The sequence below is a fragment of the Bradyrhizobium jicamae genome (assembly GCF_018130215.1).
GTDB lineage: Bacteria > Pseudomonadota > Alphaproteobacteria > Rhizobiales > Xanthobacteraceae > Bradyrhizobium > Bradyrhizobium jicamae_A.
Genome location: NZ_JAFCKQ010000012.1, coordinates 100,053 through 120,715, shown reverse-complemented (window position 1 = coordinate 120,715; position 20,663 = coordinate 100,053). Strand labels below are relative to the sequence as shown.

General features: G+C 60.1%; 18 protein-coding genes. 12 read left to right on the top strand and 6 right to left on the bottom strand.

The window, feature by feature from the left end:
* Positions 1–3 precede the first annotated feature (3 nt).
* The 3 genes from JQ586_RS16215 to JQ586_RS16205 all read left to right on the top strand — a co-directional run bounded on the left by JQ586_RS16215 (position 4) and on the right by JQ586_RS16205 (position 3,899).
* Positions 4–603: a hypothetical protein gene (locus tag JQ586_RS16215; protein ID WP_212395590.1), complete on the top strand. Its 600-nt coding sequence runs from the start codon at positions 4–6 to the stop codon at positions 601–603.
* A gap of 128 nt (positions 604–731) precedes the next feature.
* Complete coding sequence (locus JQ586_RS16210) at positions 732–3,134, top strand: polysaccharide biosynthesis tyrosine autokinase (protein WP_212395589.1); 2,403 nt, start codon at positions 732–734, stop codon at positions 3,132–3,134.
* Positions 3,135–3,146: 12 nt separating this feature from the next.
* Positions 3,147–3,899: a hypothetical protein gene (locus JQ586_RS16205; protein ID WP_212395588.1), complete on the top strand. Its 753-nt coding sequence runs from the start codon at positions 3,147–3,149 to the stop codon at positions 3,897–3,899.
* Positions 3,900–4,369: 470 nt separating this feature from the next.
* Here JQ586_RS16205 and JQ586_RS16200 read toward each other — a convergent pair whose 3' ends face one another.
* Together JQ586_RS16200 and JQ586_RS16195 are read right to left on the bottom strand one after the other, a co-directional pair.
* The gene (locus JQ586_RS16200) at positions 4,370–5,473 is read right to left on the bottom strand and encodes a polysaccharide biosynthesis/export family protein (protein WP_249147649.1); all 1,104 of its coding nucleotides are present in this window, start codon (positions 5,471–5,473) and stop codon (positions 4,370–4,372) included.
* 234 nt (positions 5,474–5,707) lie between these two features.
* Positions 5,708–7,285 carry an undecaprenyl-phosphate glucose phosphotransferase gene (locus tag JQ586_RS16195; protein WP_212395587.1) on the bottom strand — a complete coding sequence of 526 codons (1,578 nt, stop codon included), beginning with the start codon at positions 7,283–7,285 and terminating at the stop codon, positions 5,708–5,710.
* A 219-nt stretch (positions 7,286–7,504) separates the two neighbouring features.
* On the opposite strand from JQ586_RS16195, the gene JQ586_RS16190 reads away from it, so the two are divergent.
* The 3 genes from JQ586_RS16190 (at position 7,505) to JQ586_RS16180 (ending at position 9,978) form a co-directional block, all read left to right on the top strand.
* Positions 7,505–8,128: a hypothetical protein gene (locus JQ586_RS16190; RefSeq protein WP_212395586.1), complete on the top strand. Its 624-nt coding sequence runs from the start codon at positions 7,505–7,507 to the stop codon at positions 8,126–8,128.
* Between the two features lie 71 nt (positions 8,129–8,199).
* Positions 8,200–8,496 (top strand): hypothetical protein, encoded by a 297-nt coding sequence (locus JQ586_RS16185; RefSeq protein WP_212395585.1) that lies wholly within the window; start codon positions 8,200–8,202, stop codon positions 8,494–8,496.
* A gap of 162 nt (positions 8,497–8,658) precedes the next feature.
* A complete protein-coding gene (locus JQ586_RS16180; protein ID WP_212395584.1) occupies positions 8,659–9,978 on the top strand; it encodes a hypothetical protein in 1,320 nt (439 codons plus the stop codon).
* A 30-nt stretch (positions 9,979–10,008) separates the two neighbouring features.
* Here JQ586_RS16180 and JQ586_RS16175 read toward each other — a convergent pair whose 3' ends face one another.
* Positions 10,009–10,629, bottom strand: a complete 621-nt coding sequence (locus JQ586_RS16175) for a transglutaminase-like cysteine peptidase (RefSeq protein WP_212395583.1) — start codon at positions 10,627–10,629, stop codon at positions 10,009–10,011.
* Positions 10,630–10,811: 182 nt separating this feature from the next.
* Here JQ586_RS16175 and JQ586_RS16170 point away from each other — a divergent pair, with 182 nt between their 5' ends.
* From JQ586_RS16170 to JQ586_RS16150, 5 genes are all read left to right on the top strand, one after another.
* The gene (locus JQ586_RS16170) at positions 10,812–11,552 is read left to right on the top strand and encodes a metallophosphoesterase family protein (RefSeq protein ID WP_212395582.1); all 741 of its coding nucleotides are present in this window, start codon (positions 10,812–10,814) and stop codon (positions 11,550–11,552) included.
* Positions 11,553–11,700: 148 nt separating this feature from the next.
* Positions 11,701–12,246, top strand: coding sequence for a hypothetical protein (locus tag JQ586_RS16165; protein WP_212395581.1), 546 nt, complete (start codon positions 11,701–11,703; stop codon positions 12,244–12,246).
* A gap of 192 nt (positions 12,247–12,438) precedes the next feature.
* Positions 12,439–12,714 (top strand): hypothetical protein, encoded by a 276-nt coding sequence (locus JQ586_RS16160; protein WP_212395580.1) that lies wholly within the window; start codon positions 12,439–12,441, stop codon positions 12,712–12,714.
* A 102-nt stretch (positions 12,715–12,816) separates the two neighbouring features.
* Complete coding sequence (locus JQ586_RS16155) at positions 12,817–14,136, top strand: UDP-glucose/GDP-mannose dehydrogenase family protein (RefSeq protein WP_212395579.1); 1,320 nt, start codon at positions 12,817–12,819, stop codon at positions 14,134–14,136.
* 674 nt (positions 14,137–14,810) lie between these two features.
* Entirely contained in the window at positions 14,811–15,272 is a 462-nt protein-coding gene (locus JQ586_RS16150; protein WP_249147647.1) for a VanZ family protein, read from the top strand.
* 37 nt (positions 15,273–15,309) lie between these two features.
* Here JQ586_RS16150 and JQ586_RS16145 read toward each other — a convergent pair whose 3' ends face one another.
* Positions 15,310–16,326, bottom strand: coding sequence for an NAD-dependent epimerase (locus JQ586_RS16145; protein ID WP_212395578.1), 1,017 nt, complete (start codon positions 16,324–16,326; stop codon positions 15,310–15,312).
* Between the two features lie 413 nt (positions 16,327–16,739).
* Positions 16,740–18,173, bottom strand: a complete 1,434-nt coding sequence (locus JQ586_RS16140) for an undecaprenyl-phosphate glucose phosphotransferase (protein WP_212395577.1) — start codon at positions 18,171–18,173, stop codon at positions 16,740–16,742.
* 764 nt (positions 18,174–18,937) lie between these two features.
* Between JQ586_RS16140 and JQ586_RS16135 the strand changes: the two genes are divergently transcribed.
* Positions 18,938–19,903 carry a cellulase family glycosylhydrolase gene (locus tag JQ586_RS16135; RefSeq protein ID WP_212395576.1) on the top strand — a complete coding sequence of 322 codons (966 nt, stop codon included), beginning with the start codon at positions 18,938–18,940 and terminating at the stop codon, positions 19,901–19,903.
* A 283-nt stretch (positions 19,904–20,186) separates the two neighbouring features.
* Here the strand turns inward: JQ586_RS16135 and JQ586_RS16130 are convergent, their stop codons facing one another.
* A complete protein-coding gene (locus tag JQ586_RS16130) occupies positions 20,187–20,603 on the bottom strand; it encodes a hypothetical protein (protein WP_212395575.1) in 417 nt (138 codons plus the stop codon).
* Between the last annotated feature and the right edge of the window lie 60 nt (positions 20,604–20,663).

Here is a 20,663-nt window from a genome sequence, read left to right as displayed (position 1 = left end):
TGCGTGAACGATGCCGATGCGGCCCAGAAGGCAGCGAGTTTCACCACCAACCCGTCGACCCTGCTCGATGGTCCCAACGGGCCGCGCAGCGCCGACGAGATCGCCGCAGACGTACAGACTTTCGTCGCCTCCTACCCGCCGGCGCTGCCGGCCGTGCTGGGCATCCTGAAGGATCTCACGAGCAAGGGAACCTCGACCGATGCAATCCAGAAGGCGATCGGCACCGGTCTCGGGAAGGCGGCAAACGTCTGCAAGACGACGGATTTGACGTTCTCGCTGGAGATCCAGGGCGAACTCGGCGCAACGGGCTCGACGGACGCCAATGCGCAGTATGCTGCGCTGACCGGCAACGATCCAACGCGCAGCGTCGCGCTGTCGGGTGCTACGACCGGCTCCGGAGGCGGCTCGGGCGGTCAGACCACGCCACTTGGTGGCGCGGCAAGTTTCAGTTCGCCATTGCAGACGTTTGTCGCCAACAGCGTTTCGAATAAACCGACAAATTTTTTTACTTCGAGCACAAGCGGCGGCGGTTCGCTACCGGCCACCACGACAACGAACACCCCTATTACCATCATTGTGTGCACGGTTTCTCGTTCCTGTTAGCGGGTCGTCGTTTGCGGACGGAATTGTCATCTGGCTGTCCGAATTTGTCTCTCGGATAGACTCTGGTTTTGTTAGCCGCTTTGCTTTTGCGTTGCTGCGGCTTCGATTGACTCAGGTAGGCGTGCCGAATGCTTCAGACACGAATCTCATCTCCTCCCGCGGTACCGATCCAGGGAGCCGAGCATACTTCGCTTAACCATAGCGTCACGTCTGCAATCGGCCTGATCAGCCGGCAATATCCGGCCATGATCCTGACACTGCTGCTCTGCCTGGGCCTCGTGGGCGCATACCTGATGGTAGCTCCGAAGCGCTTTACCGGCACTGCCGTGCTGATGATCGACAGCCGAAAGATGCAGGGCCTGCAGACTCAGGGCCAGACGCCCGTCGACAATCCCATCGATTCCGCCATGGTGGACAGTCAGGTCGAGGTGCTGAAATCCGAGACGATCGCGTCAGCCGTCATCAAGGACCTGCATCTCCTCGACTCACCCGAATTCATGCGAGCCGACGATGGGCTGCTGAGCGGGCTGTCAGGACTGTTCGATGACCTTTTTCCGCAGGAGAAGCCGAGCGACCGCGAATTGATGCAAAACGCCATCTGGAAGATCCAGGGCGGCCTCACCATCAAGCGCGTGGGCCTCAGTTACATCATCGAGATTGCCTACCAGTCCACGTCAAAAGATCTCGCGGCACGGATCGCCAACGCGGTCGCGGAGAATTACATCACCGATTCGCTCGAATCGAAATATCAGGCATCGCGGCGTGCCGCGGTATGGCTTCAGGATCGATTGAAGGAGCTTCGAGCCCAGGCGTCCGCCGCGGAGCGCGCCGTAGTCGACTACAAGGCCAAGAACAACATCGTGGATGCTGGCGGCCGTCTGCTTACAGAACAGCAACTGGCTGAACTGAACAGCGGCCTGACCGAGGCCCGCAACAAGCGCGCAGAGGCGGAGGCCAAGCTGCAGCGTATCACTGCGATCCTCAACGCCGACGAGAGCGACTCGCGGGTCATCCTGAACGACCTTGCAACCGTGAACGACTCGATGGCGAATCCGGTCATCACCAAGCTGCGTCAGACCTATCTCGATTATGCGGCACGCGCATCGGACTGGGCCAACCGCTACGGCCAGAACCACCTTGCCGTGGTCAATCTGCATAATCAGATGCGGGAGATTCGGCGTTCCATTATCGACGAACTCCGGCGCACTGCCGAGGCCTACAAGAGCGATCTCGAGATTGCCAAGGCGCGAGAGGAAGCGGGCCAGAAGAGCCTGAATGACACGATCGCGGTATCGAACGACACGAGCCAGGCCCAGATCGTTCTGAGGGACCTCGAGAGCAACGCGCAGAGCGCGCGTGCGCTGTCCGACAACTTCCTTCAGCTCTACATGGTCTCGGTGCAGCAGCAATCCTTCCCGATCACCGAGGCGCGAGTCATCACGCAGGCCTCAGAGTTGTCCTCGCCCAAGACGTCTCCCAAGACGCTTCTGGTCCTCCTTGCCGGCGTGGTCGCGGGTTGCATTCTGGCGGGCCTGGTCGCGCTCCTTCTGGAAGTGCTGGATCGCGCATTCCGAACCGTTCATCAGGTCGAAAGGCTGCTTCAGGTCAACTGTCTGGCATCAATTCCTGCCGTCGGGCTCGATTCGGACGGCGTGACCAACAGTTCGCTGGGATTCATCAGGAGACGGTTGCCATTGTGGGCCAGGCGCAAGGGGCAAGGTCCGCAGGCGGAGGTGGGCGCCGACCGCCAGGGCAGGAGCGCCGCAGCGGGCAAGGTTGATCCGAAGGAGCGTGGCCAGCGCTTGCTTGACGTCAACAACAGCGTCGGACGGTTCACGATAAACTCGCCGTTTTCGCGTTTCGCGGAGTCGTTCCGCTCCATCAAACTCGCAGCCGATCTGAGCAATTTCGGGAACCCGCAGAAGGTTGTCGGCATCACTTCCGCCCTTCCCAACGAGGGCAAGTCGACCATCAGCGAGGCCTTGGGCCAAACGACGGCGCAAAGCGGACTGCGCACGCTCTTGATCGACGGTGACCTGCGCAATCCCAGCCTGACCTATCGCCTTGCGCGCTCAGCGGAAGCGGGATTGATCGACGTCGTGTTCGGCAAGGTTGATCTGAAGGACGTGCTCTGGGTGGATCCCCAGACCAACCTTCATTTCCTGCCCTGCGTCGTGTCTTCGCGCCTTTCGAACTCGAGCGACTTCCTGGCATCGCCGCAAATGGAGAAGCTCTTCGCACAACTCCGCGAGCAGTACGATCGTATCATCCTGGACCTCAGTCCGCTGGCGCCAGTGATCGATGTTCGTGCGACCGGCAGCCTGGCCGACTCCTACATCCTGGTCATTGAATGGGCCAAGGCGAAGGTCGATGTCGTCGAGCGCGTGCTGAGGGAAAACCCCCTCGTTCGCGACCACTTGCTGGGAGCTGTTCTGAACAAGGTGAACCTTGCGGCCATGAGCCGCTATGACTCCAACAGCGCCGGCTATTACCGCAACCAGCATTACACCCGCTACGGCTACGTCGACTAAGCGTGCTGGCCGATGGCTCTCGCCGGAAATGCCGTCGGCAAGCTGTTCACCATCCTTCTTGCCGTATTTGCCGCTGGCTGGGCCACGTTCCTGCTGTCCATCCCAAATCAGGATGTTCAGCTCAGCCGGATTGCCAATACCGTTCTCTCGGGCGCCGCTTTTCAACGGAGTCCTGTTCCAGAGACGTCGCTGTGGGCGGCAGAAAATCGCACGCTGTGCAATCCGCGTGAGATCCGGGCCGCGTCGATCATACGGCTTCGCCTCTACGAGACGGAGGTCGATTCACTCGATGCCCATGCTGCGGCCGTGCGACTAAACGCTCTTCGACAGTCGGTGCAGCGGGCGCTCGGCTGCGTCCCGACAGACGGCCTGCTTTGGTTCATCGCGTACTGGAGCGCGATCAACCAGGGCGGGCAGGTCAGCGAGAACCTGGACAAGCTGCGCATGTCATACCGCCTCGCACCGTATGAAGGCTGGATTGCACTCCGCAGCCCCTATGTGCTCGCAATCTACGACGTCCTGCCGTCCGATCTCCAGGAACGCGCGCGCAAGGAATTCGTGTCCATCGTGCGAACGGGGCTGATCCGGGACGCGGCGCGAATCCTGAAGGGAGCCGGTTGGCGGCACCGTGAGGCGCTCGTGGCTGGCCTCGACACGGTCAGACTGGAATTCCGTCTTCAGTTCGATCGCTCTTTGCGTGCGGCAGATGCGCCGGTCGACATTCCCGGGATCGAACCTCCCGAGTTCAGACCCTGGAGGAACTAGCTGAAGGTCGCGCGACTAGGCTCCGGATTGCTGAACGGGGTGTAGGGCGCAAGGTCCCCTCCCCGAAGGCCTCTCTGCGCTCGAATGGCCGGCCTACGGCCCCGAAAACCATCTGATGCTGTGATCCGCCGGGGACCGCGGCACGCCAACCAGGAGCCACCGCTACGCCCGGAAACGACCAATGTGCACCGATGGCGGTTCCATCGGCCATGGGTCGATCACATGGGTCGATCACATGGGTCGATCACAAGTCGATCAACTGCGGATACCCTGAGCCTTGGAGCCCCCCTTGGAGCCCCCCTTGGAGCCCCTGCCACCGCGGCACTGCGACGAGATCGACATCACCTCTCCGTCGCCATTCGGCAAGTCCTGGTTTGTGACCATCGCGGACCGGGCCCCTGGGCCCAATCCGTCGCGCTCTACCTGGGCCACCTTCTCATCGGGAATGGATCGAACCAGCAAATGACGCGCTACTGGCGAGAATATATCCTGATGAGCTGGGCGTTTTGCGTCGCAACTTCAGTGTCATTCGCGGTCGCGATCACGACACGAACGAACTGAAGGAACTTCGCGGTATCGACCGTCGCCGCGTTGGCAGCGAACACCACGTCCTTGTCCCGCATGTCGAACTTGGATGCGAGGAAATAGGCAGCCGGATCGCGGAAATCCGCATTGTAGACGATCGGCACTGTCGGCCCAACGTATTTGGAGCAATCGACGCCCAGGCGCTCTGCAAGCTCGCGCGGCTCACGACGGTAGACATACACACCGCTCGGCTCGGCCTGGGCATCCAGGAGGCCGCCCGCTTTGGCCATGGCCTGGGTCAGTGAGATCTTCCACATGTCGAACGGGAACTGCCCTTGCGACCCCGAGGCTCCGAAAGCGAGGAATATCTGGGGCTCGCGATAGACGTAGATCGTATCGCCTGGATGGACCCACACATTGTTCGCCGGAGAGTAGACCAAGGCTCCGAACGGGACCGTTGCTCGCTTTCCATTGCGTTCAAGCGTTACCCAGGTCTCCCATCCCTGTCCCTTGATGCCGCCGGCACGCGAGATCACATCCATGATGCGTTCACCCGCAGCGTTGGCGGTCAGGCGCGTCGGTGCATTGACTTCGCCCAGGACGCTGATCAGAGACGTATTCTGGGTGATGAGCGAAACGACCACCTGCGGCTCGATCGCGCGGTTGCCGATAGCCTTGACAATATCCGACTGGATCTCGCTCGGCGTCCGACCCGCAGCCTTGATCGCTCCGGCGTATGGAACCGTGATGAATCCGGCAGAGTCGACGTTCTGGTTCGGCAGGGCGACAAAGTTGCCCGGGCGCACGCCGGCCTCGGCAGGAATGAAGAGACCGCCCGCGGCGGCCTCGAAGATCGAAACGGCAACCACGTCGCCAATTCCGAACTTGATCGACGGCGGTGGTCGATTGTCCGGGAATGAACCAGCGATGGCGCCAGGGCCATATTCCTTCAGGATGTCGACGACAGTGGGTGTCAGCTTCACGAGCCCGTATTCAGGCCCGCTCCTGGTTATCTCGCTCTTGATGACATGATCTTCCGGGCCCGACATTGGCATGATCGAGCACCCTGCTGAACTCAGCAGAACCAAGCTCATCACACCCCAGAAAAATGCACCTCGGCTCACGCAACTGTCCCCCGATCCAGACGGCACCGTTGGCGAATTCCGTAGTTGTGTCAACGGAGTTAGGCTCGGTTGCCCGAATATGCTTTTCGGTGTGGCAATGCAGCTACAGTCGCCAAGCCTACGACATACGAAATCGCCTAAATAAGCGTAAATTGCCGCCTAATAGGCGTTCGGGCTGCGGAAGAGTTCCAGGCAGGTCAGGACTATGATCTTCAGGTCGAGCATCAAACTCCAGTTGTTGATGTACCAGAGATCACAATCTACTCGTCCCTTCATCTGCTCGACCTTGGCCGTCTCGCCGCGGAAGCCCCTGACTTGGGCCCAGCCGGTGATCCCCGGCTTCACGTGATGACGGAAAGCATAGTCGGACAGCAAATCCCCGAAGTGATTGTCATGGGCCAGGGCATGCGGACGGGGGCCGACGAGAGACATTTCCCCCTTCAGTACGTTCAAAAGCTGAGGCACCTCGTCGATACTCGATCGCCGCAGCAACCTCCCGACACCCGTCACGCGGGGGTCGATGCGCTTCGCTTGCTCGACCGTTGCACCGTCCTCCATCACGGTCATGGTGCGGAACTTGAAGATCGAAAACTGCTTGCTGTTGAAGCCGTTTCGCCGCTGCCGGAAGAAGACGGGGCCAGCCGAGTCGAATTTGATGGCGATCGCGCTCACGAGCATCAGTGGCGCAAGCAGAACCAGTCCGAGCGAAGCTCCGACGATGTCGACAAAGCGCTTCGACGTCTGTTCCAGCCGCGTCAGGGGGCCGCGCTGAATTTCTACCGACAGGGAGGTCTTCAGACTGAACGACGGATTGCCCGCCAGCGAGCGAATTCGGCGATCGGGCAATAGTTGAACCGGCAGCGGCGAAATGCGCAAGCGGTCGCGAACCAGTTCGAGTTTCCGCGTGTCGCTCCAGGGAAAGGCGAGCACGATCTCGTCGACGCCCCGGTCGCGCGCAATCCTCAGCGCCCGCTCCAGCGACGCCGCCTCCTCCTCCGTCATGGCAAATCCGCCGCTTCGGCCACTCGGGAAGTCGATCCGGTCCATCTCGCTCAGGCCGAACCTTTCAAGCAGTTCCTCGGTGCCAAGCGACGCCAGTTCTTCACGTGTGCCGAGCAGGATCGCGCGATGTCCCCGGACCTGGCCGTCCTTCACCCAGCCGGCAACATGGCGCTTCGACAGGCGCCGACCGGCAAGCAGCAGCACCAGCGCGAACACTTCGAAAAAAATCACCGAACCGCGCGAGAAAACCGCACCGCTCTTCATGAGGAAGGCGAGCAGCGCCAGCAGCAGGCTGACCAGACACCACAGCGCTACGATGTGCCCGGCATCGCGCCTTCGCCGGGAGAACAGTTCCCGACGGTTGTAGAGACCGCTGGACTGTCCGATCAAGACGTATAGCAACGCCGCAATCGTACCCACCCCCAGCAACGGCTGGATGTGATCCAGTTCGCCATTTGCGCCCAGCTGATAGAGTTCGCCTCCGACAACACTGGCGAACATGATGGCGGCTGCATCGAACAGCGCGATCAGATATTGCAACGCAGAATAGGGAATCTTGATTGATCGCCGGGGCCGTTTGGTTAACGGCGCAGGTGCGGGAAATTCGCTAGCCAGTTCCCTGGCCTTGTCGACGTCTTGAGATATTTCCTGGACCTCCTGACCGGGAATCGGTGACTCATCCAAGGATCCGGGAGGGGTCGACGACTTGTCGGGAACGGAACTTTGAGGGATCAAAATCGCCTCCAACGCCAAATAACCACGATCAAATCAGGCATACCATCAAAGCAAACATTGAATGCCGCGTCGCAAACTGAAAAATTGCGCACCGCACTAAAACCAAATATTAAGCTTGTGCCAACCACCAGGCGGTCTGTCAAGAAACTCAGAGTCTAATAGTTAAGTTCAGCGTCTCGCCAAAGCGCAACGGGCCATCGTACCCTTGCAGTTCCGGCAATGACGTACGCACAACCAATGATTCCTCGCCCCGCACTTCTTTCAACGCCCATTCTGTTGTCCCTGGTGGCATTCGCTCATGCCGATCCTCCGCAGACCGGCTTGCGCACGTGCTCGCCCGGGCTTGGTGCCGAACAGAAACGGAGATGCGACGAAGAAGCGCTCAAGCAGGTCGAGGCCGGAAGTCAGTCGATTTCCCTCGAACAGGGATGGCGCTTTGTGAGGGCAAGACATCCCGACGGTGGGACGGACTCCATCTCGGTCATGCATGTCGCCGATACAGCCAGATCCGACCCCGGCCTGGCGGGCCTCGTCCTCCAATGCGGAGTTACGGGCGTTGATGTTGCGCTGATCATGCTGCAGCCATTGCCCCCTGACGCACGGCCCTTGGTCAGCCTCACCGGCGGCACGACATCGGTGCGATTCCAGGCGACCGTGGCGCGGACCGGCGCTGTGTTGATCTTGCCGCAAGACGCCTCGCGCCTTGCGGCGGGCGAGTGGCAGCACGCAGGCGAGTTGGCGGTCGATGTCCAGGCCCAGAAGGAGCCCATCCGGGGAGTCATCTCCATCGGCGGACTCGGCGCCGCGCTCCGCTATTTGTCGCCAAACTGCACTGCCAGATAGCTAGACTTGCAAATCTGAACTTCATCGTTTCTTAGAACGATTCGGTGAAAAGGTGACCTGAAGGGGCACCTATGTTTCAGACATCCATTTTGTTATTCCTGATCGGCGCAGTGCTGGCCTGGCGATTTCGGGTCTGGATTCTCGTTCCGATCAGCCTCGTTGCGGTGATTGCGACGGCAACGAGCGCGATCATGTCAGACACTGGCCTTGCGGTGGGCTTCGCACATTGCCTTCTGCTGTGCGCTGCGCCGCAGATGGGCTACGCATTTGGCCTGTTTGTGCGTCACGCCATCGTCATGGCGAGGTCGCCGCGCCACACATCGGTTGTGGTCCCCTTCAAGCAACGAGCGGCAGACCGGTTGCATTGAACCACGATCGGCTGGTGCCGATTACCGATCCTGCCATGAGTGATGGGCAGACAGACTCGATTGGCAATCGTTTGGCCCGCCGCGCGTAGTGTGCAATAGTGGATTGGCGGGCGGAGACCGTCCCGCAGCACCGCTGTCCCGATCATCGCCCAAAGCCCCGACTTGTCGATTGCCTTCTATCTCCTCAATTTTCTCGTCGCCACCACGCCGGCTCTAGCCATTGCCGGCGGCGATTTCGCCGAGCCTGCAATTGCACTCCTGGGAGCAGCGATGCTGGCGATCGCCGCGATCGGCCATTCGCCGGTACTCTCGTCGACCGCGCAATTGCTGAAGCGGTTTGTACCCGCTCTGCTGTTTCCATTGCTGTGGATGACGTGCCAGATCGTTCCGGTTCCCCAGACACTGGCGCATCCGGTGTGGTCAGCGACGGCCATCGCTCTGAACGACGCGTCACTACGGGCCCATATCAGCCTTGATCCGGGCGCGACGCTGCGAAGCCTCACCTGGTATCTCACCCTGGTGACGGTACTGATTTCGGCGATCATTGTGACGACGGACAGACATCAGGCGAAGACCGTTCACTTTGTTCTTACCGCCGTCACGACATTCATCTCGATCACAGTTTTGATCTCTCAATTCCACGCGTTCGCAGGCCTGATTCCGACCGAGCATGCCGCAGCGGCGCCATTCGCCGCCTTGCCCGTGGTCGCGATACTGCTCAACGGCGCGATCATCGTGCGCGCCATCGAGCGATACCTGAACCGCAACGAGATCGACGCACCCGCACGCCGAGCGCTGTTGTTGGAAGGTTGTTCCGGTCTCGGCGGTCTCGCACTGTCGGTTGCCGCGATTGTGATTCTCGGGCGCAACGACCTGCTTGCTGTCGCCGCCGCGGGCCTCACCATGTTTCCATTGGTCGCGCTGGCGCGCCACCTCGGCATTCTGCCCTCGATCTCGGCGGGGGCGTTTGGCGCGATCATCGCAATGCTGGTCGGCGCCATACTGGTACGCTTGCACGCGCCTTCGCACCCCGGATTGCTTGGCTTTGCTGTCTCGAACGCGCACGATTCCATCACTCTGACGCAGCGCGCTCTGGCGGATTCCCCCTCACTCGGAAGCGGCATCGGCACGTTCGAATTGCTGTCGAGGGCCTATCAGGATTTCGGCGCTGCGCCCGAACCGACCGCGGCCTCCACGGCCACGTCCATCGTCATCGAATGGGGAACGCCCGCCCTGATCGTCCTGCTCGGATTCGCGGCCCAGCTTTTCTTCTTCATGCTGCGCGGCGCAATCCGACGCGGACGTGACTGGTTTTTCTCGGCAACGGCGGCGGCCGCTCTTCCGACCTTGCTCTGCGAAGCGTTCCTGGATCCGAGCCTATCCAGCTATCTGGTCCAGACCGTCGTCGTGGTCTTGATCAGCCTCGGACTTTCGCAAACCTTCGGCCGAACCAGCGGCCTGGCGGATTCGACGATGGAGTGACGGGCCGAGGTCGACCGTAATTTTTCCACGTCAACCGCGGGCCTGATACACTCGCGACGCGACCGTGGACCAATATTTCGGCTTGTTCGGCATCTGGATGCGCACCCATCGATAGGGCACCCGTGACCACGGCTTGATCTGGGGGGTCATGTTGTCGAGCACCAGATCGCCGCTCTTGGTGCGCACCACAAGTATGAGATGATGCTCGCCCGAGTTGACCACGACCTCGCTCAGCAACAGCACGCGCGCCGGCCAGCCGCGCTTGAGCAGTTCATGGCGCTTGCTCACGGCATAATCGTTGCAGTCCCCTCGGTCCGGATTGATGACCCACGACTCGCCGACCAGCCCGAGTTCGTTGCGCTCCGGCGCAATGCTGCGATTGACGGCCTGATTGACCTCCGTGAGGTCAGCCCAGCGTGCCTCGGTCAGGCTGACAGGGCCACCCCGGAAGATCGGCGCCTGCCGGCACTCGCTCGAGTAGTGGAGGCAGAACATCGTATAGGCCATCGGAGGGAGCGTCGGGGTCTCGAACTTGATGCGCAGCGCCGATCGGAGGCTGATGGGCATCCCCACGAGGCCGGCGCTGGCGGACTGAAGGACCGAGAATCCCGCCACGATCGCTATTGCGGCGACGGTGATAATCCTGTTCATCTGTTGCTCCCCTTATGATTTCGGCGCAAGCTAGGGGAAACGGCTTGAAATTCTGCGGCTTTACGGCTCCCAATTCGACTCAATGCCACCCGGATGCCTTAGACATTCATTAACCATGATCACCGAACCGGTTGGGGGAACGTCGTTCTCAGCTGGGCGTCGAGGCGGCTGACGTCTGGCAAATGTTGAAACTAACGCGACCAAGAACTGCAGTTCGCAAGCCGAGATTGCCGGATGGCGTCCGCATCTATGCCATTAGCGACATTCATGGCTGCGCCGATTTGCTTCAGCAGATGTTTACCGTCATCGACCGCGATTTGACGACCATAGGCTCGATGCGCCCGATCCATGTCTTCCTGGGTGACTACATCGACCGCGGGCCGGATTCTTGCAGAACCATCGAGTTGCTGACCGAGCGCGCCCGCAGGCATGAATCGGTGTTCCTGAAGGGCAACCACGAGGCGTTCCTGTTCGAGGTCCTGAAGGATCCCGCGCAGTTGCGCGACTGGAAGCAATATGGCGGCATGGAGACGCTGATCTCCTACGGACTGCGCCCATCACTTAATCCCGATGCGGCAGAGCAGTCGGAATTGGTCAGACAACTCAGACTAGCGATCCCAATGCATCAAAAGCGCTTCTTCAACAGCCTGAGGTTGCGTTTCGTGTGCGGCGATTTCTTCTTCGTTCATGCCGGCGTGAAACCGGGCGTTGCGTTGGCCCGGCAGCAGGAACAGGATCTGCTTTGGATCCGCGAAGAGTTTCTCGAGAGCAACAAACGCTTCGGGAAATATATCGTTCACGGACATACGCCGGTGCGTGTACCGGAGATCCGAGACAATCGCGCCAATATCGATACGGGTGCCTACGCGACCGGAAACCTGACGCTGCTCACCATCCAGGGCAATAGCATGCTCGCATTGTAGGAGGCCGCCCCTGAAAGATGCATTGGATACACATCCGGCAGGCCCCTCCCCGCGCAGGTTCCGGATCACACTGTTTGCATTGGCCGTGACGGTCGGCGCATACGGCGTCGCATCGACGACGGCCGCAATCGATTCGCCTGCTCGACCGATGTTTCCCTCCGACCTGGCAGCGAAACAGCCGCCAGCGAGCGAAACCGGACCCGAGTGGCTGCATTGGCTCTCGCCGCTGCTGTCCGACCTCGAGGCCAATCAGGCCTTGGCTTCGGCTCTCGTGACGCTGCAATCCCGACAACCAAACCGCGGCGATCGTGCATTCGCGGAGGCCAAGCGAACGCTGGCAATCAGGCCGTACGACGGTGCCCTCTGGGTCGCGCTGGCCCTGCTCCAGGCGTCACGTGATCCGCACGACCCGACCGTGGCCGAAGCGCTGAAAATGGCCTATTTCGTGGCGCCGAACGATGCACGGCTGATGCCTCTGCGGCTTGATACCGCGACAAGGTTCGACGCCGTCTCGATCCCTGATCTCAGGGAAGCGGTCCAGGGCGACGTCAGGCTGATGATGACACGCGGCGACAAGCCGCTTCGGGAGGCCGTCAGGTCCGCGTATCGCCGCTCCTCGGATATCGGCAAGGCTTTCATCGAAGCCACCGTCCAAGCGATTGATCCGTCCCTGCTGCCGCTGGTTCGGGGCTAGCGCCGGTCATGGACAGCTGCCGTTTCGCTGCCTTCAATCTGAACGCCCCGGAATCAGGAAGGGCGCCCCCGGCGACAAGGCCGGTTGCCCGTTCCACCTCGAACGTCTAAGATTGGTCCAATCAGGGGAACATTCACGATGTCGCGATCCTTATTTGGCCTTGTATTGCTCGCCTCAACTTCGGTTGGATTGTTGACGACGGCCAAGGCCGCCGACTACGCGGTCGCTCCCCGTGTCCATCACTATGCAAGCCCGGTCCATTACATCGATCGTGGGCCAAACCCCTATTGCGGGCCGCGCTGCGGTTGTCCGGAAATCGTTCGCGTTCGGCACCGCTCCCTTGAGCAGGCCTACAGCTACACCTTCGATCCACGAACCAGAGACGAGCCGCACTATTTCTACGGCGGCAATCGCAACTACGTCCGGTATGTCGACCCGCGCAATCCGGATCTCGTGGTTCAATACTAGCACCCGTGCTCAAAGAACGGGCTGATGCACGCCGGCGATCTGTCTTAACATCGCCGCGATGAGGGCTTTAGCCTTCGAAGTCTATTTGCGGTAGGAAAACGCATGCGCATTACGATGGTCGGGACAGGTTATGTTGGCCTCGTCTCGGGAACCTGCTTCGCAGATTTCGGCCATCAGGTCACATGTGTCGACAAGAACGTCGACAAGATCGCGGCACTTGATCGCGGGGTGATCCCGATCTACGAGCCGGATCTCGACCGCCTGGTCGAGGCCAATGTTCGCGCCGGGCGACTCGCCTTTTCGACCGAACTGCCCGAGGCGGTCGCGAACTCCGACGCCGTATTCATCGCGGTCGGCACGCCGTCGCGTCGCGGCGATGGCCACGCCGACCTCAGCTACGTCTATGCGGCAGCGCGCGAGATCGCGGTGAACCTGAAGGATTTCACGGTTGTCATCACGAAGTCGACCGTGCCGGTCGGAACTGGCGACGAGGTCGAGAGGCTTATTCGCGACACCAATCCCCAGGCTGACGTGGCGGTCGCCTCCAATCCGGAGTTCCTGCGGGAAGGCGCCGCGATTCGCGACTTCAAGCATCCCGATCGCATCGTGGTCGGAACGGACGACGAGCGGGCGCGAAAGATCATCGCGGAGATCTATCGTCCGCTGTATCTCAACCAGGCACCGGTCATGTTCACCGGCCGTCGGACCGCGGAGTTGATCAAATACGCCGCCAACGCATTCCTCGCGACCAAGATCACCTTCATCAACGAGATCGCGGATCTTGCCGAAAAAGTGGGTGCGGACGTCCAGGAGATCGCGCGCGGGATCGGCCTCGACAACCGTATCGGCGCGAAGTTCCTGCATGCTGGCCCTGGATTCGGCGGATCATGCTTTCCGAAGGACACCCGCGCATTGGTCAAGACCGCGCAGGATCATGAAACGCCGATTCGAATCGTCGAGGCGGTGCTGTCCGTCAACGAGATCCGAAAGCGGGCAATGGCGCGCAAAGTCGCCGCGGTGTTCGGTGGCTCGTTGCGCGGGAAGACCGTCGCACTGCTCGGCCTGACCTTCAAACCCAACACCGATGACATGCGAGAGTCACCGTCGATCCCGCTGGTCACCGCGCTGCAAGATCTCGGCGCCACGATCAAGGCGTACGATCCTGTTGGCATGGAGCAGGCTCGCAACGAACTCACTGACGTTACCTATTGTTCTGGCCCCTACGAGTGCGCAGAAGGCGCCGACGCACTGGTGATCGTGACGGAATGGGAACAATTCCGCGCGCTCGATCTCGGGCGGTTGAAGCAGCAGATGGCCTGCCCGGTCATGGTCGACTTGCGTAACGTCTACCGCCCGAGCGAAGTGGCCGCGCACGGCTTCAAATATGAAAGCGTGGGGAGACCGTCTCCATCTCCTGGTTAGGTGTGGCTCGCGACTGAAAGCGTGCCGTTATCCATTCCCTAGACGAATGGCCGCCACGAAGATGCTCCAAAGGTTGGCCATCTTCTCGCGACCATTCACAATCGCGTCGCCAGGCTCGACCGCAACCAATGGACATTGCCAATGATCAAGCTGCCGCTCGGTATCTTCTTTGCAGCTCTCGTTGCCTGCGCGCCGATCTGTGCGCTGGCCCAGAGCACAACGACGCAGAATGGAGTCCGAAGCGGTTATGGTGGCAGCACGCCGACAACTTCGACCAATACCTCGACAGAACCATCGCGTCCCTCCTCCGCTACCCGGAGCGCCGTCGGAACCAACCAGGGCCGGTCTGAAGGGGCCCTTGGTCTCAGTCCTCAACTTCAAAGAGAACTTGGCATCAGCCGACAACAGTAGGACATGCGGATACCAGGCAAACGGGCCTTGCTGGCATGCTCCGTGCATGGAGGTCAGCTCCATGTTTGCCATCCTTTTCATAGCCGGGATTTTCAGCGCAGGCTTTGCCTCCGGATACGGTATCAGGGCCGCGATTTCACGGCAGCGGCGTCGGAAGGCTCGAGCAGAAGGCTTCGGGCTGCCTATCCTTTCGACGCCTCCGGAGATCCCTTCAAACCTGCGCTAACGGTTCGTGAAGCCGACCGCGGTTCAGCCCGGCAAACATGAGCGCAGGCCTGACCGCTGTCGTGGTTAACGTCTGCGTGATTGACCACGCAGCCTCTTTCACCGTGCAATCGCCGACAGGTCCGGCTATATCGACGATCATGTCACGCAGGCTTTTTACAATTGCGGCGCTGGGCTGCCTCGCCTTTATCGCCTACGCCACCCTCTCATCGCTGGCAGAGAGGCCGGTTCTGTCGCTGCACGAGACTGCGGCCGTCGTTTTTGTCGAGCGCTTTGGCGCGTTTGCGCTCCTCGGTTGCCTCGTCTGCCTGTCGGAAGGTGGCCGGATCACGCGACCTTGCGCAATCGTGCTGGGTGTCGCGATACTCCTCGAGATGCTTCAGGTTTTTCGGGTCGACCGCGATCCGGGTCTGTTCGATGTCGTGGAAAAGGCCGCGGGCGGCATTACCGGAATTTTGATCGCTCGCGGAATCTTGGCGTTCGCGCCCCGGCACGTATGAAGTCGTGCGCCGGCCGAGCGGGCTCATTTCTTCGACTCTAGATCCGATAGTACTCGCGATACCAGGCGACAAATTTCGCTACACCGTCTTCGATCCTGGTCTGCGGCCTGAAGCCAATGTCATGGGCAAGATCGGTCACATCCGCATAGGTCGCCGGTACGTCGCCCGGCTGCATCGGCAGCATCCTCTTCACGGCCTGACGGCCAAATTCTTTCTCGAGTAATCCCACCACGTGCATCAAGTCTTCCGGCTTGTTGTTGCCGATATTGTAGATGCGCCACGGCGCCTTGCTCGAACCTGGATCGGGATGGTCTCCTGACCAGCCCGGGTCGCCCTCCGGCGCAAGACCAATCAGTCGGACCATCGCTTCCGTGACGTCATCGACATAGGTGAAGTCGCGCCGCATATTTCCGTTGTTGAACAGGTCGATCGGCCGCCCCTTGGTGATGGCGTCCGCGAACAGATAGAGCGCCATATCGGGCCGATACCACGGCCCGTATACGGTGAAAAATCGCAACCCCGTGGTCGGCAGCCCGTAGAGATGGCTGTAGGAGTGAGCCAGAAGTTCGTTGGCCTTCTTGGTCGCCGCATAGAGGCTGACCGGGTGATCGACATTGTCGTGGACCGAGAAGGGCAGCTTTGTGTTGGCGCCGTAGACGGACGAAGACGAGGCGAACAGCAGGTGTCGGCATGAGGTGTGCCGGCAGCCTTCGAGCACGTTGAGAAAGCCCCCGAGGTTGGAATCCGCGTAGGCGTGAGGATTCGCCAGCGAGTACCGAACGCCTGCTTGCGCCGCGAGATGAAGCACAACTTCAAAGCGATAGCGCTCGAAGAGCTTCTTCGTCTCCGCCCGGTCGGCAAGATCGACCTGCAGAAAAGTGAAGCCGGCATTCTGCTCGAGGCGATCAAGGCGCGCGCGCTTGAGCGCGGGATCATAGTAGTCGTTGAGGTTGTCGATGCCGACAACCGGCTGGCCGATCTTGAGCAGACGCTCTGTCAGGTGAAAGCCAATGAAGCCGGCGCAGCCCGTGACGAGCAAATTACCTTCGATCACCTCTCGACCTCATCAGTGTTTGCAAAGCGCGACCCCACCAAAACAAGCGCGATGACAGATGAATTCCGCCAGCAGGCTAGCGAAGAGCCCCGCGCCAGCCAGTGGATATGATTAACAGATCAAACACTACCGTAGTCCAACCAACCGGAAAACCGTGGATCAACGCTATCCGGACGCCTTCGAGCGTTGCTCCCAAGACTCGAGCACGCATCCGGCTTATTACATTCTCGTTAATAATTGACCCTCGAGAACTGGGCGACGAGCCTTTGGCACTCTCGGTCGCAAAAACTGACCGCCGAGATAGCCCCTCTTGGAGCGCGGCTGTGTTGGCCCAGTGATCGCGGCTGATCTCCCCGAGCCCGAATCCGAACCGCCGACATGGAATGAAAATCGACGGGCCGTCGCCGCTGGCCCTAATAGGCTTCCTGATGCATCAGCGCGACCGTGGTCCGGAATATGATCCGGATATCCAGCCAGATACTCCAGTTGCTCACATACCAAACGTCATATTCGACGCGCTTCTCCATCAGGTCGATGGTCGGCGTCTCGCCGCGGAAGCCGTTGACCTGGGCCCAGCCGGTGAGGCCGGGCTTCATGTGGTGGCGATAGACATATTTGCTGATCAGTTGATCGTAGTAACTGTCATGCGCCAGCGCATGCGGACGCGGCCCGACCAGAGACATCTCGCCGCGCAGCACGTTCCAGAGTTGCGGCAACTCGTCGATGCTGGACTTGCGCAGGAAGCGCCCGACCCGCGTCACCCGCTTGTCCTGCTTTTTGGCCTGCATGACCGTGGTGCCGTTCTCGGTCACGGTCATGCTGCGGAATTTCCAGATCTCGAACGGCTTGCCGTTGAAGCCGCGCCGGGACTGCCGGAAGATGATCGGCCCGGGTGTATCGAGCTTGACCAGCAGGGCCGCCGTCAGGATCAGCGGCGCCAGCAACAGCAGTGCGAGCGATGCCAGTCCGATGTCGAGGAACCGTTTCTGAACCCGCTCGAACACCGTCAGCGGCGGCCGCTGGATCTCGATCGCCACAGTTCCGCTGACCGGCAGGAACGGCCGCGAAACCAAATCCGCGATCGGGAAATCCGGCAACAGGCGAATCGGCTGCGGAACGATGCGCAGATGCTGGCTCAGCTTCTGCAGCATCGGCAGTTCGTTCCAGTCGATCGCCACGAGATACTCGTCGACGTCGGCCGCGCGCGACTGCCGAATCACTTCGGTGACCTGCTCGCTCCAGTCATCGTCGTTTTGATCCGCCGTCACTTCGAGCACGAAATGTCGCACGACGTCGAATCCGTGCTTGCGGAGATCCTTGAAGCGATTCGAGGTAAAATCCAGCGAGCGGAGGCTGAGCAGGATGACCTTGCGGTCGATCAGCCGCTCCCTGGCGAAGGTCGACGACAAGCAGTAGCGCCACAACACCCGATGCATGATGATGGCGATCGCCCCGATCACCGCGAACAGGATGATCGTGCCGCGCGACAGGTTCGCGGTCGACTTGAGGAGGAAAGCGGCAACAGCCAGCGTCGTCAGCGCAAAAAGCCATGCGAGAACAACCTTGCGCAGCTGCCAGAGCGTATCGAGCAACCTATGATTGTCATAGGTGCGCTGGAAGTAGGCGGCCATTACGAACACCACGCCGACGATCAGCCCGGCGCCCACCGAATTGTCGGGATCGGTCTTCATGGCGTCGCGATAAATTTCGTTCGCCAGGACATAGCTGAAGAGGACGAGAAGAAAGTCGCCGGCGATGATGAAAAGCTGAAACGGCCTCTGCAGCGAAGCCCCGCGATGCGATGTCAGGACGCGAAGACCATCGGAGCCATAAGCCGTTGCAGACATCTCGAACCTCGTCATCACATCATTTTAACGGCAAAGGGCCGCACTTTAACGGCAAAGGGCCGCGTCAATGAAAACTGACAAATACAACGACCGGAGGACGGACGGTTCGAATGGCGAGAAATGGTCTTAAGGAAGGCGATACCTGCTTAGGTTGTTTCGCAAACCGAGCGATATTGTGGCACCGCACCAAGAAAGGCGATTTCCAGCTCGCATTGCAAATTCAATTTGTGACTCGGATTGCAAGAATGTGACGAAGTTGCCGATCACGATGTGCTGCATCAACAATCAATTCGTGAAAAGTTAATGGGCACCGGCAGGCGCCAAGCTCTCGGGCAAAAGAACTGCATAAGTACGATCGGCTTGACATCACGCCATCAGGTCACTGCAGCCGCCGGAGCGTAACGGACGTCAGATTTCGGGGCACATGGTTAACAATTGCGTAGGCTCGAGATGACTTCCGAGGCCATAGCGGCATCGTAGGCGCACCGTCCACAAACACTCCAGCGTGCCCCAGGTGCGTGTTCGACGATTTGGCTCGACGTGCCGCACGCAAATGTTTCTCGGATTGAGAACGCGAATCTTGCTACGTTCAGCATCGAGACCATCGCATTGTCCATCCAGCGAAAAATCGCCAGCAGGTACATCTCGCCGTTCGCGTGCATAGTATTGCGACACACCTATTAAGGGAATACGGTTTGTATCGGCGAAGACCAATCGGGCGACTGCTTCGAGCCTTACCTATCCGGTTGGCGGGCGTCTTCGGCATGCTGGCAATCTTGCTGCTTGGATCGTCCGCAAGGTCATATCCGCTTCAGAAAGGCATGAACGCGGGTGACCTCCTGTTCATGACACCGCAGCAACTCCGTACTCGCTTCGCGGACATGAAGTCGATCGGTGTAAAATGGCTGAGGGTGGAGTTCGACTGGAGCCGCATTCAACCGGACGGTCAAGAAACCTACATTCTCGAGCAGCACGACAGAATCGTGAGCCTGGCGCAGGAGTTCCATATCTCCGTGCTCGGCCTGATATATTTCTGCCCTGCATGGGCAAACGGAGGGCACAAGCCGCCGGCTTATCCTCCGGCCGATCCCGAGAGTTTTGCCCGGTTCGCGTCGGTCCTGACGGCCAGATATTCGTCGGCGGGCGTGCGGCACTGGGAAATCTGGAATGAGCCCAACCTGGGCTCCAGCTGGGAACCCAGACCCTCCCCTGCGGCGTATGTGGCGCTGCTAAGAGCTGCGTACACAGCGATCAAGCAGGCAGACAGCGGCGCAACTGTCGTGTCGGGGGGCCTGGCCCAGCCGTACAACACGAGCACCACGATGCAGGCTGGAGACTTCCTGGACGCGATCTATCGGAATGGCGCCAAGGAATTCCTCGATGCCGTAGGTAACCATCCGTACGGTAACTGGGAGAAGATGGATGGCCCAAATGGGCTGCGCGCAACCATGTCGAAATACAATGATCAGGGCAAGGAAATCTGGGTCACTGAGTATGGCGCGCCAACCGACGGGAAAGGAACCGTGGTCGTTTCAGAGCCCGCCCAAGCCGCTCTCCTGAAAGACGCGTTCGATCGCTCGTCGCGTCAACCAAGGCTTGGACCGGTTTTTTGGTATAACTACAAGGACTGGTGCGAAAAAGGCAGGCCTGATCCCGATTGTTACTATGGACTCTTGAGGTTTGACGACTCCCGAAAGCTTTCCTACTTGCAGTATATGGAAGTGCATTAAAGCGGAGCTTGTGGCATCCGGCATCGGCGGGAGCGTCATACGCGTCGCCAGCTTGCCTCGAACTGGGTATGAGCGACGCCGGGCCTCGCTACGAGATCCAGTTAGCCCGCCATTAACGGATCCTGTGTTGAGCTAGAGAGGCCAGCCGGAAATCCGCCCATGTCGACTATCCAGATCCTTTCGATCGTTTTTGTTTGCCTGGTCGCACACACGTTCGCCTGCTACGTCCTCATCAATCATTGGCTTGTCGAACTGAGCGACGAACCTTAGCGGTGCTGCAGGATCAGCTCCCCGTCCCAATCGCTTGATAGTCCGGAAATCGGGTCAACGCAGTCGCTTTCACGAATTTGAAGTGGGCGATCTCGGCGGCCAGCTCTTTCAGGCGACGCTGGCCGTTTACGATTTCGGCATCGAACAGGTCCTGGTGGTAGCTGTCGAGAGCTTCGCGTTCGAGGTATTCGTCGGTGCCATTTCCAAGCGTCACTGCGGCACGGGCCAAAACTTCCTCAACGCGGCGCGCCAAACCCAGCTGCTCGCTCTCTGCCGCATGCAACGCAGTGTCGATCGCGCTCATGACCGCCCCGATCCTGGCACGGTCGGTCTCAGCATCCCGCTCGGCCGAACGCGCCCTGAAGCCACGCTCCCCGAGACGTTGCTTTATGATGTTATGTGCACGAGTTCGCAAGAACAGCTGAAACATCTGACCCGGCTCCGATTAAGGCCTGTACGAGGAGCAAATCCGAAAGTCGTCCACGCTTGG

Excerpts from the sequence above, each read along its gene's own strand:
- JQ586_RS16155 (WP_212395579.1), top strand. The coding sequence starts at position 12,817 with ATGCGCATTACGATGGTCGGGACAGGTTATGTTGGCCTCGTCTCGGGA.
- JQ586_RS16130 (WP_212395575.1), bottom strand. The coding sequence starts at position 20,603 with ATGTTTCAGCTGTTCTTGCGAACTCGTGCACATAACATCATAAAGCAA.
- JQ586_RS16190 (WP_212395586.1), top strand. The coding sequence starts at position 7,505 with ATGACGTACGCACAACCAATGATTCCTCGCCCCGCACTTCTTTCAACG.
- JQ586_RS16205 (WP_212395588.1), top strand. The coding sequence starts at position 3,147 with ATGGCTCTCGCCGGAAATGCCGTCGGCAAGCTGTTCACCATCCTTCTT.
- JQ586_RS16200 (WP_249147649.1), bottom strand. The coding sequence starts at position 5,473 with ATGTCGGGCCCGGAAGATCATGTCATCAAGAGCGAGATAACCAGGAGC.
- JQ586_RS16140 (WP_212395577.1), bottom strand. The coding sequence starts at position 18,173 with ATGTCTGCAACGGCTTATGGCTCCGATGGTCTTCGCGTCCTGACATCG.
- JQ586_RS16150 (WP_249147647.1), top strand. The coding sequence starts at position 14,811 with ATGAGCGCAGGCCTGACCGCTGTCGTGGTTAACGTCTGCGTGATTGAC.
- JQ586_RS16175 (WP_212395583.1), bottom strand. The coding sequence starts at position 10,629 with ATGAACAGGATTATCACCGTCGCCGCAATAGCGATCGTGGCGGGATTC.
- JQ586_RS16210 (WP_212395589.1), top strand. The coding sequence starts at position 732 with ATGCTTCAGACACGAATCTCATCTCCTCCCGCGGTACCGATCCAGGGA.
- JQ586_RS16165 (WP_212395581.1), top strand. The coding sequence starts at position 11,701 with ATGTTTCCCTCCGACCTGGCAGCGAAACAGCCGCCAGCGAGCGAAACC.
- JQ586_RS16185 (WP_212395585.1), top strand. The coding sequence starts at position 8,200 with ATGTTTCAGACATCCATTTTGTTATTCCTGATCGGCGCAGTGCTGGCC.
- JQ586_RS16170 (WP_212395582.1), top strand. The coding sequence starts at position 10,812 with ATGTTGAAACTAACGCGACCAAGAACTGCAGTTCGCAAGCCGAGATTG.
- JQ586_RS16135 (WP_212395576.1), top strand. The coding sequence starts at position 18,938 with ATGCTGGCAATCTTGCTGCTTGGATCGTCCGCAAGGTCATATCCGCTT.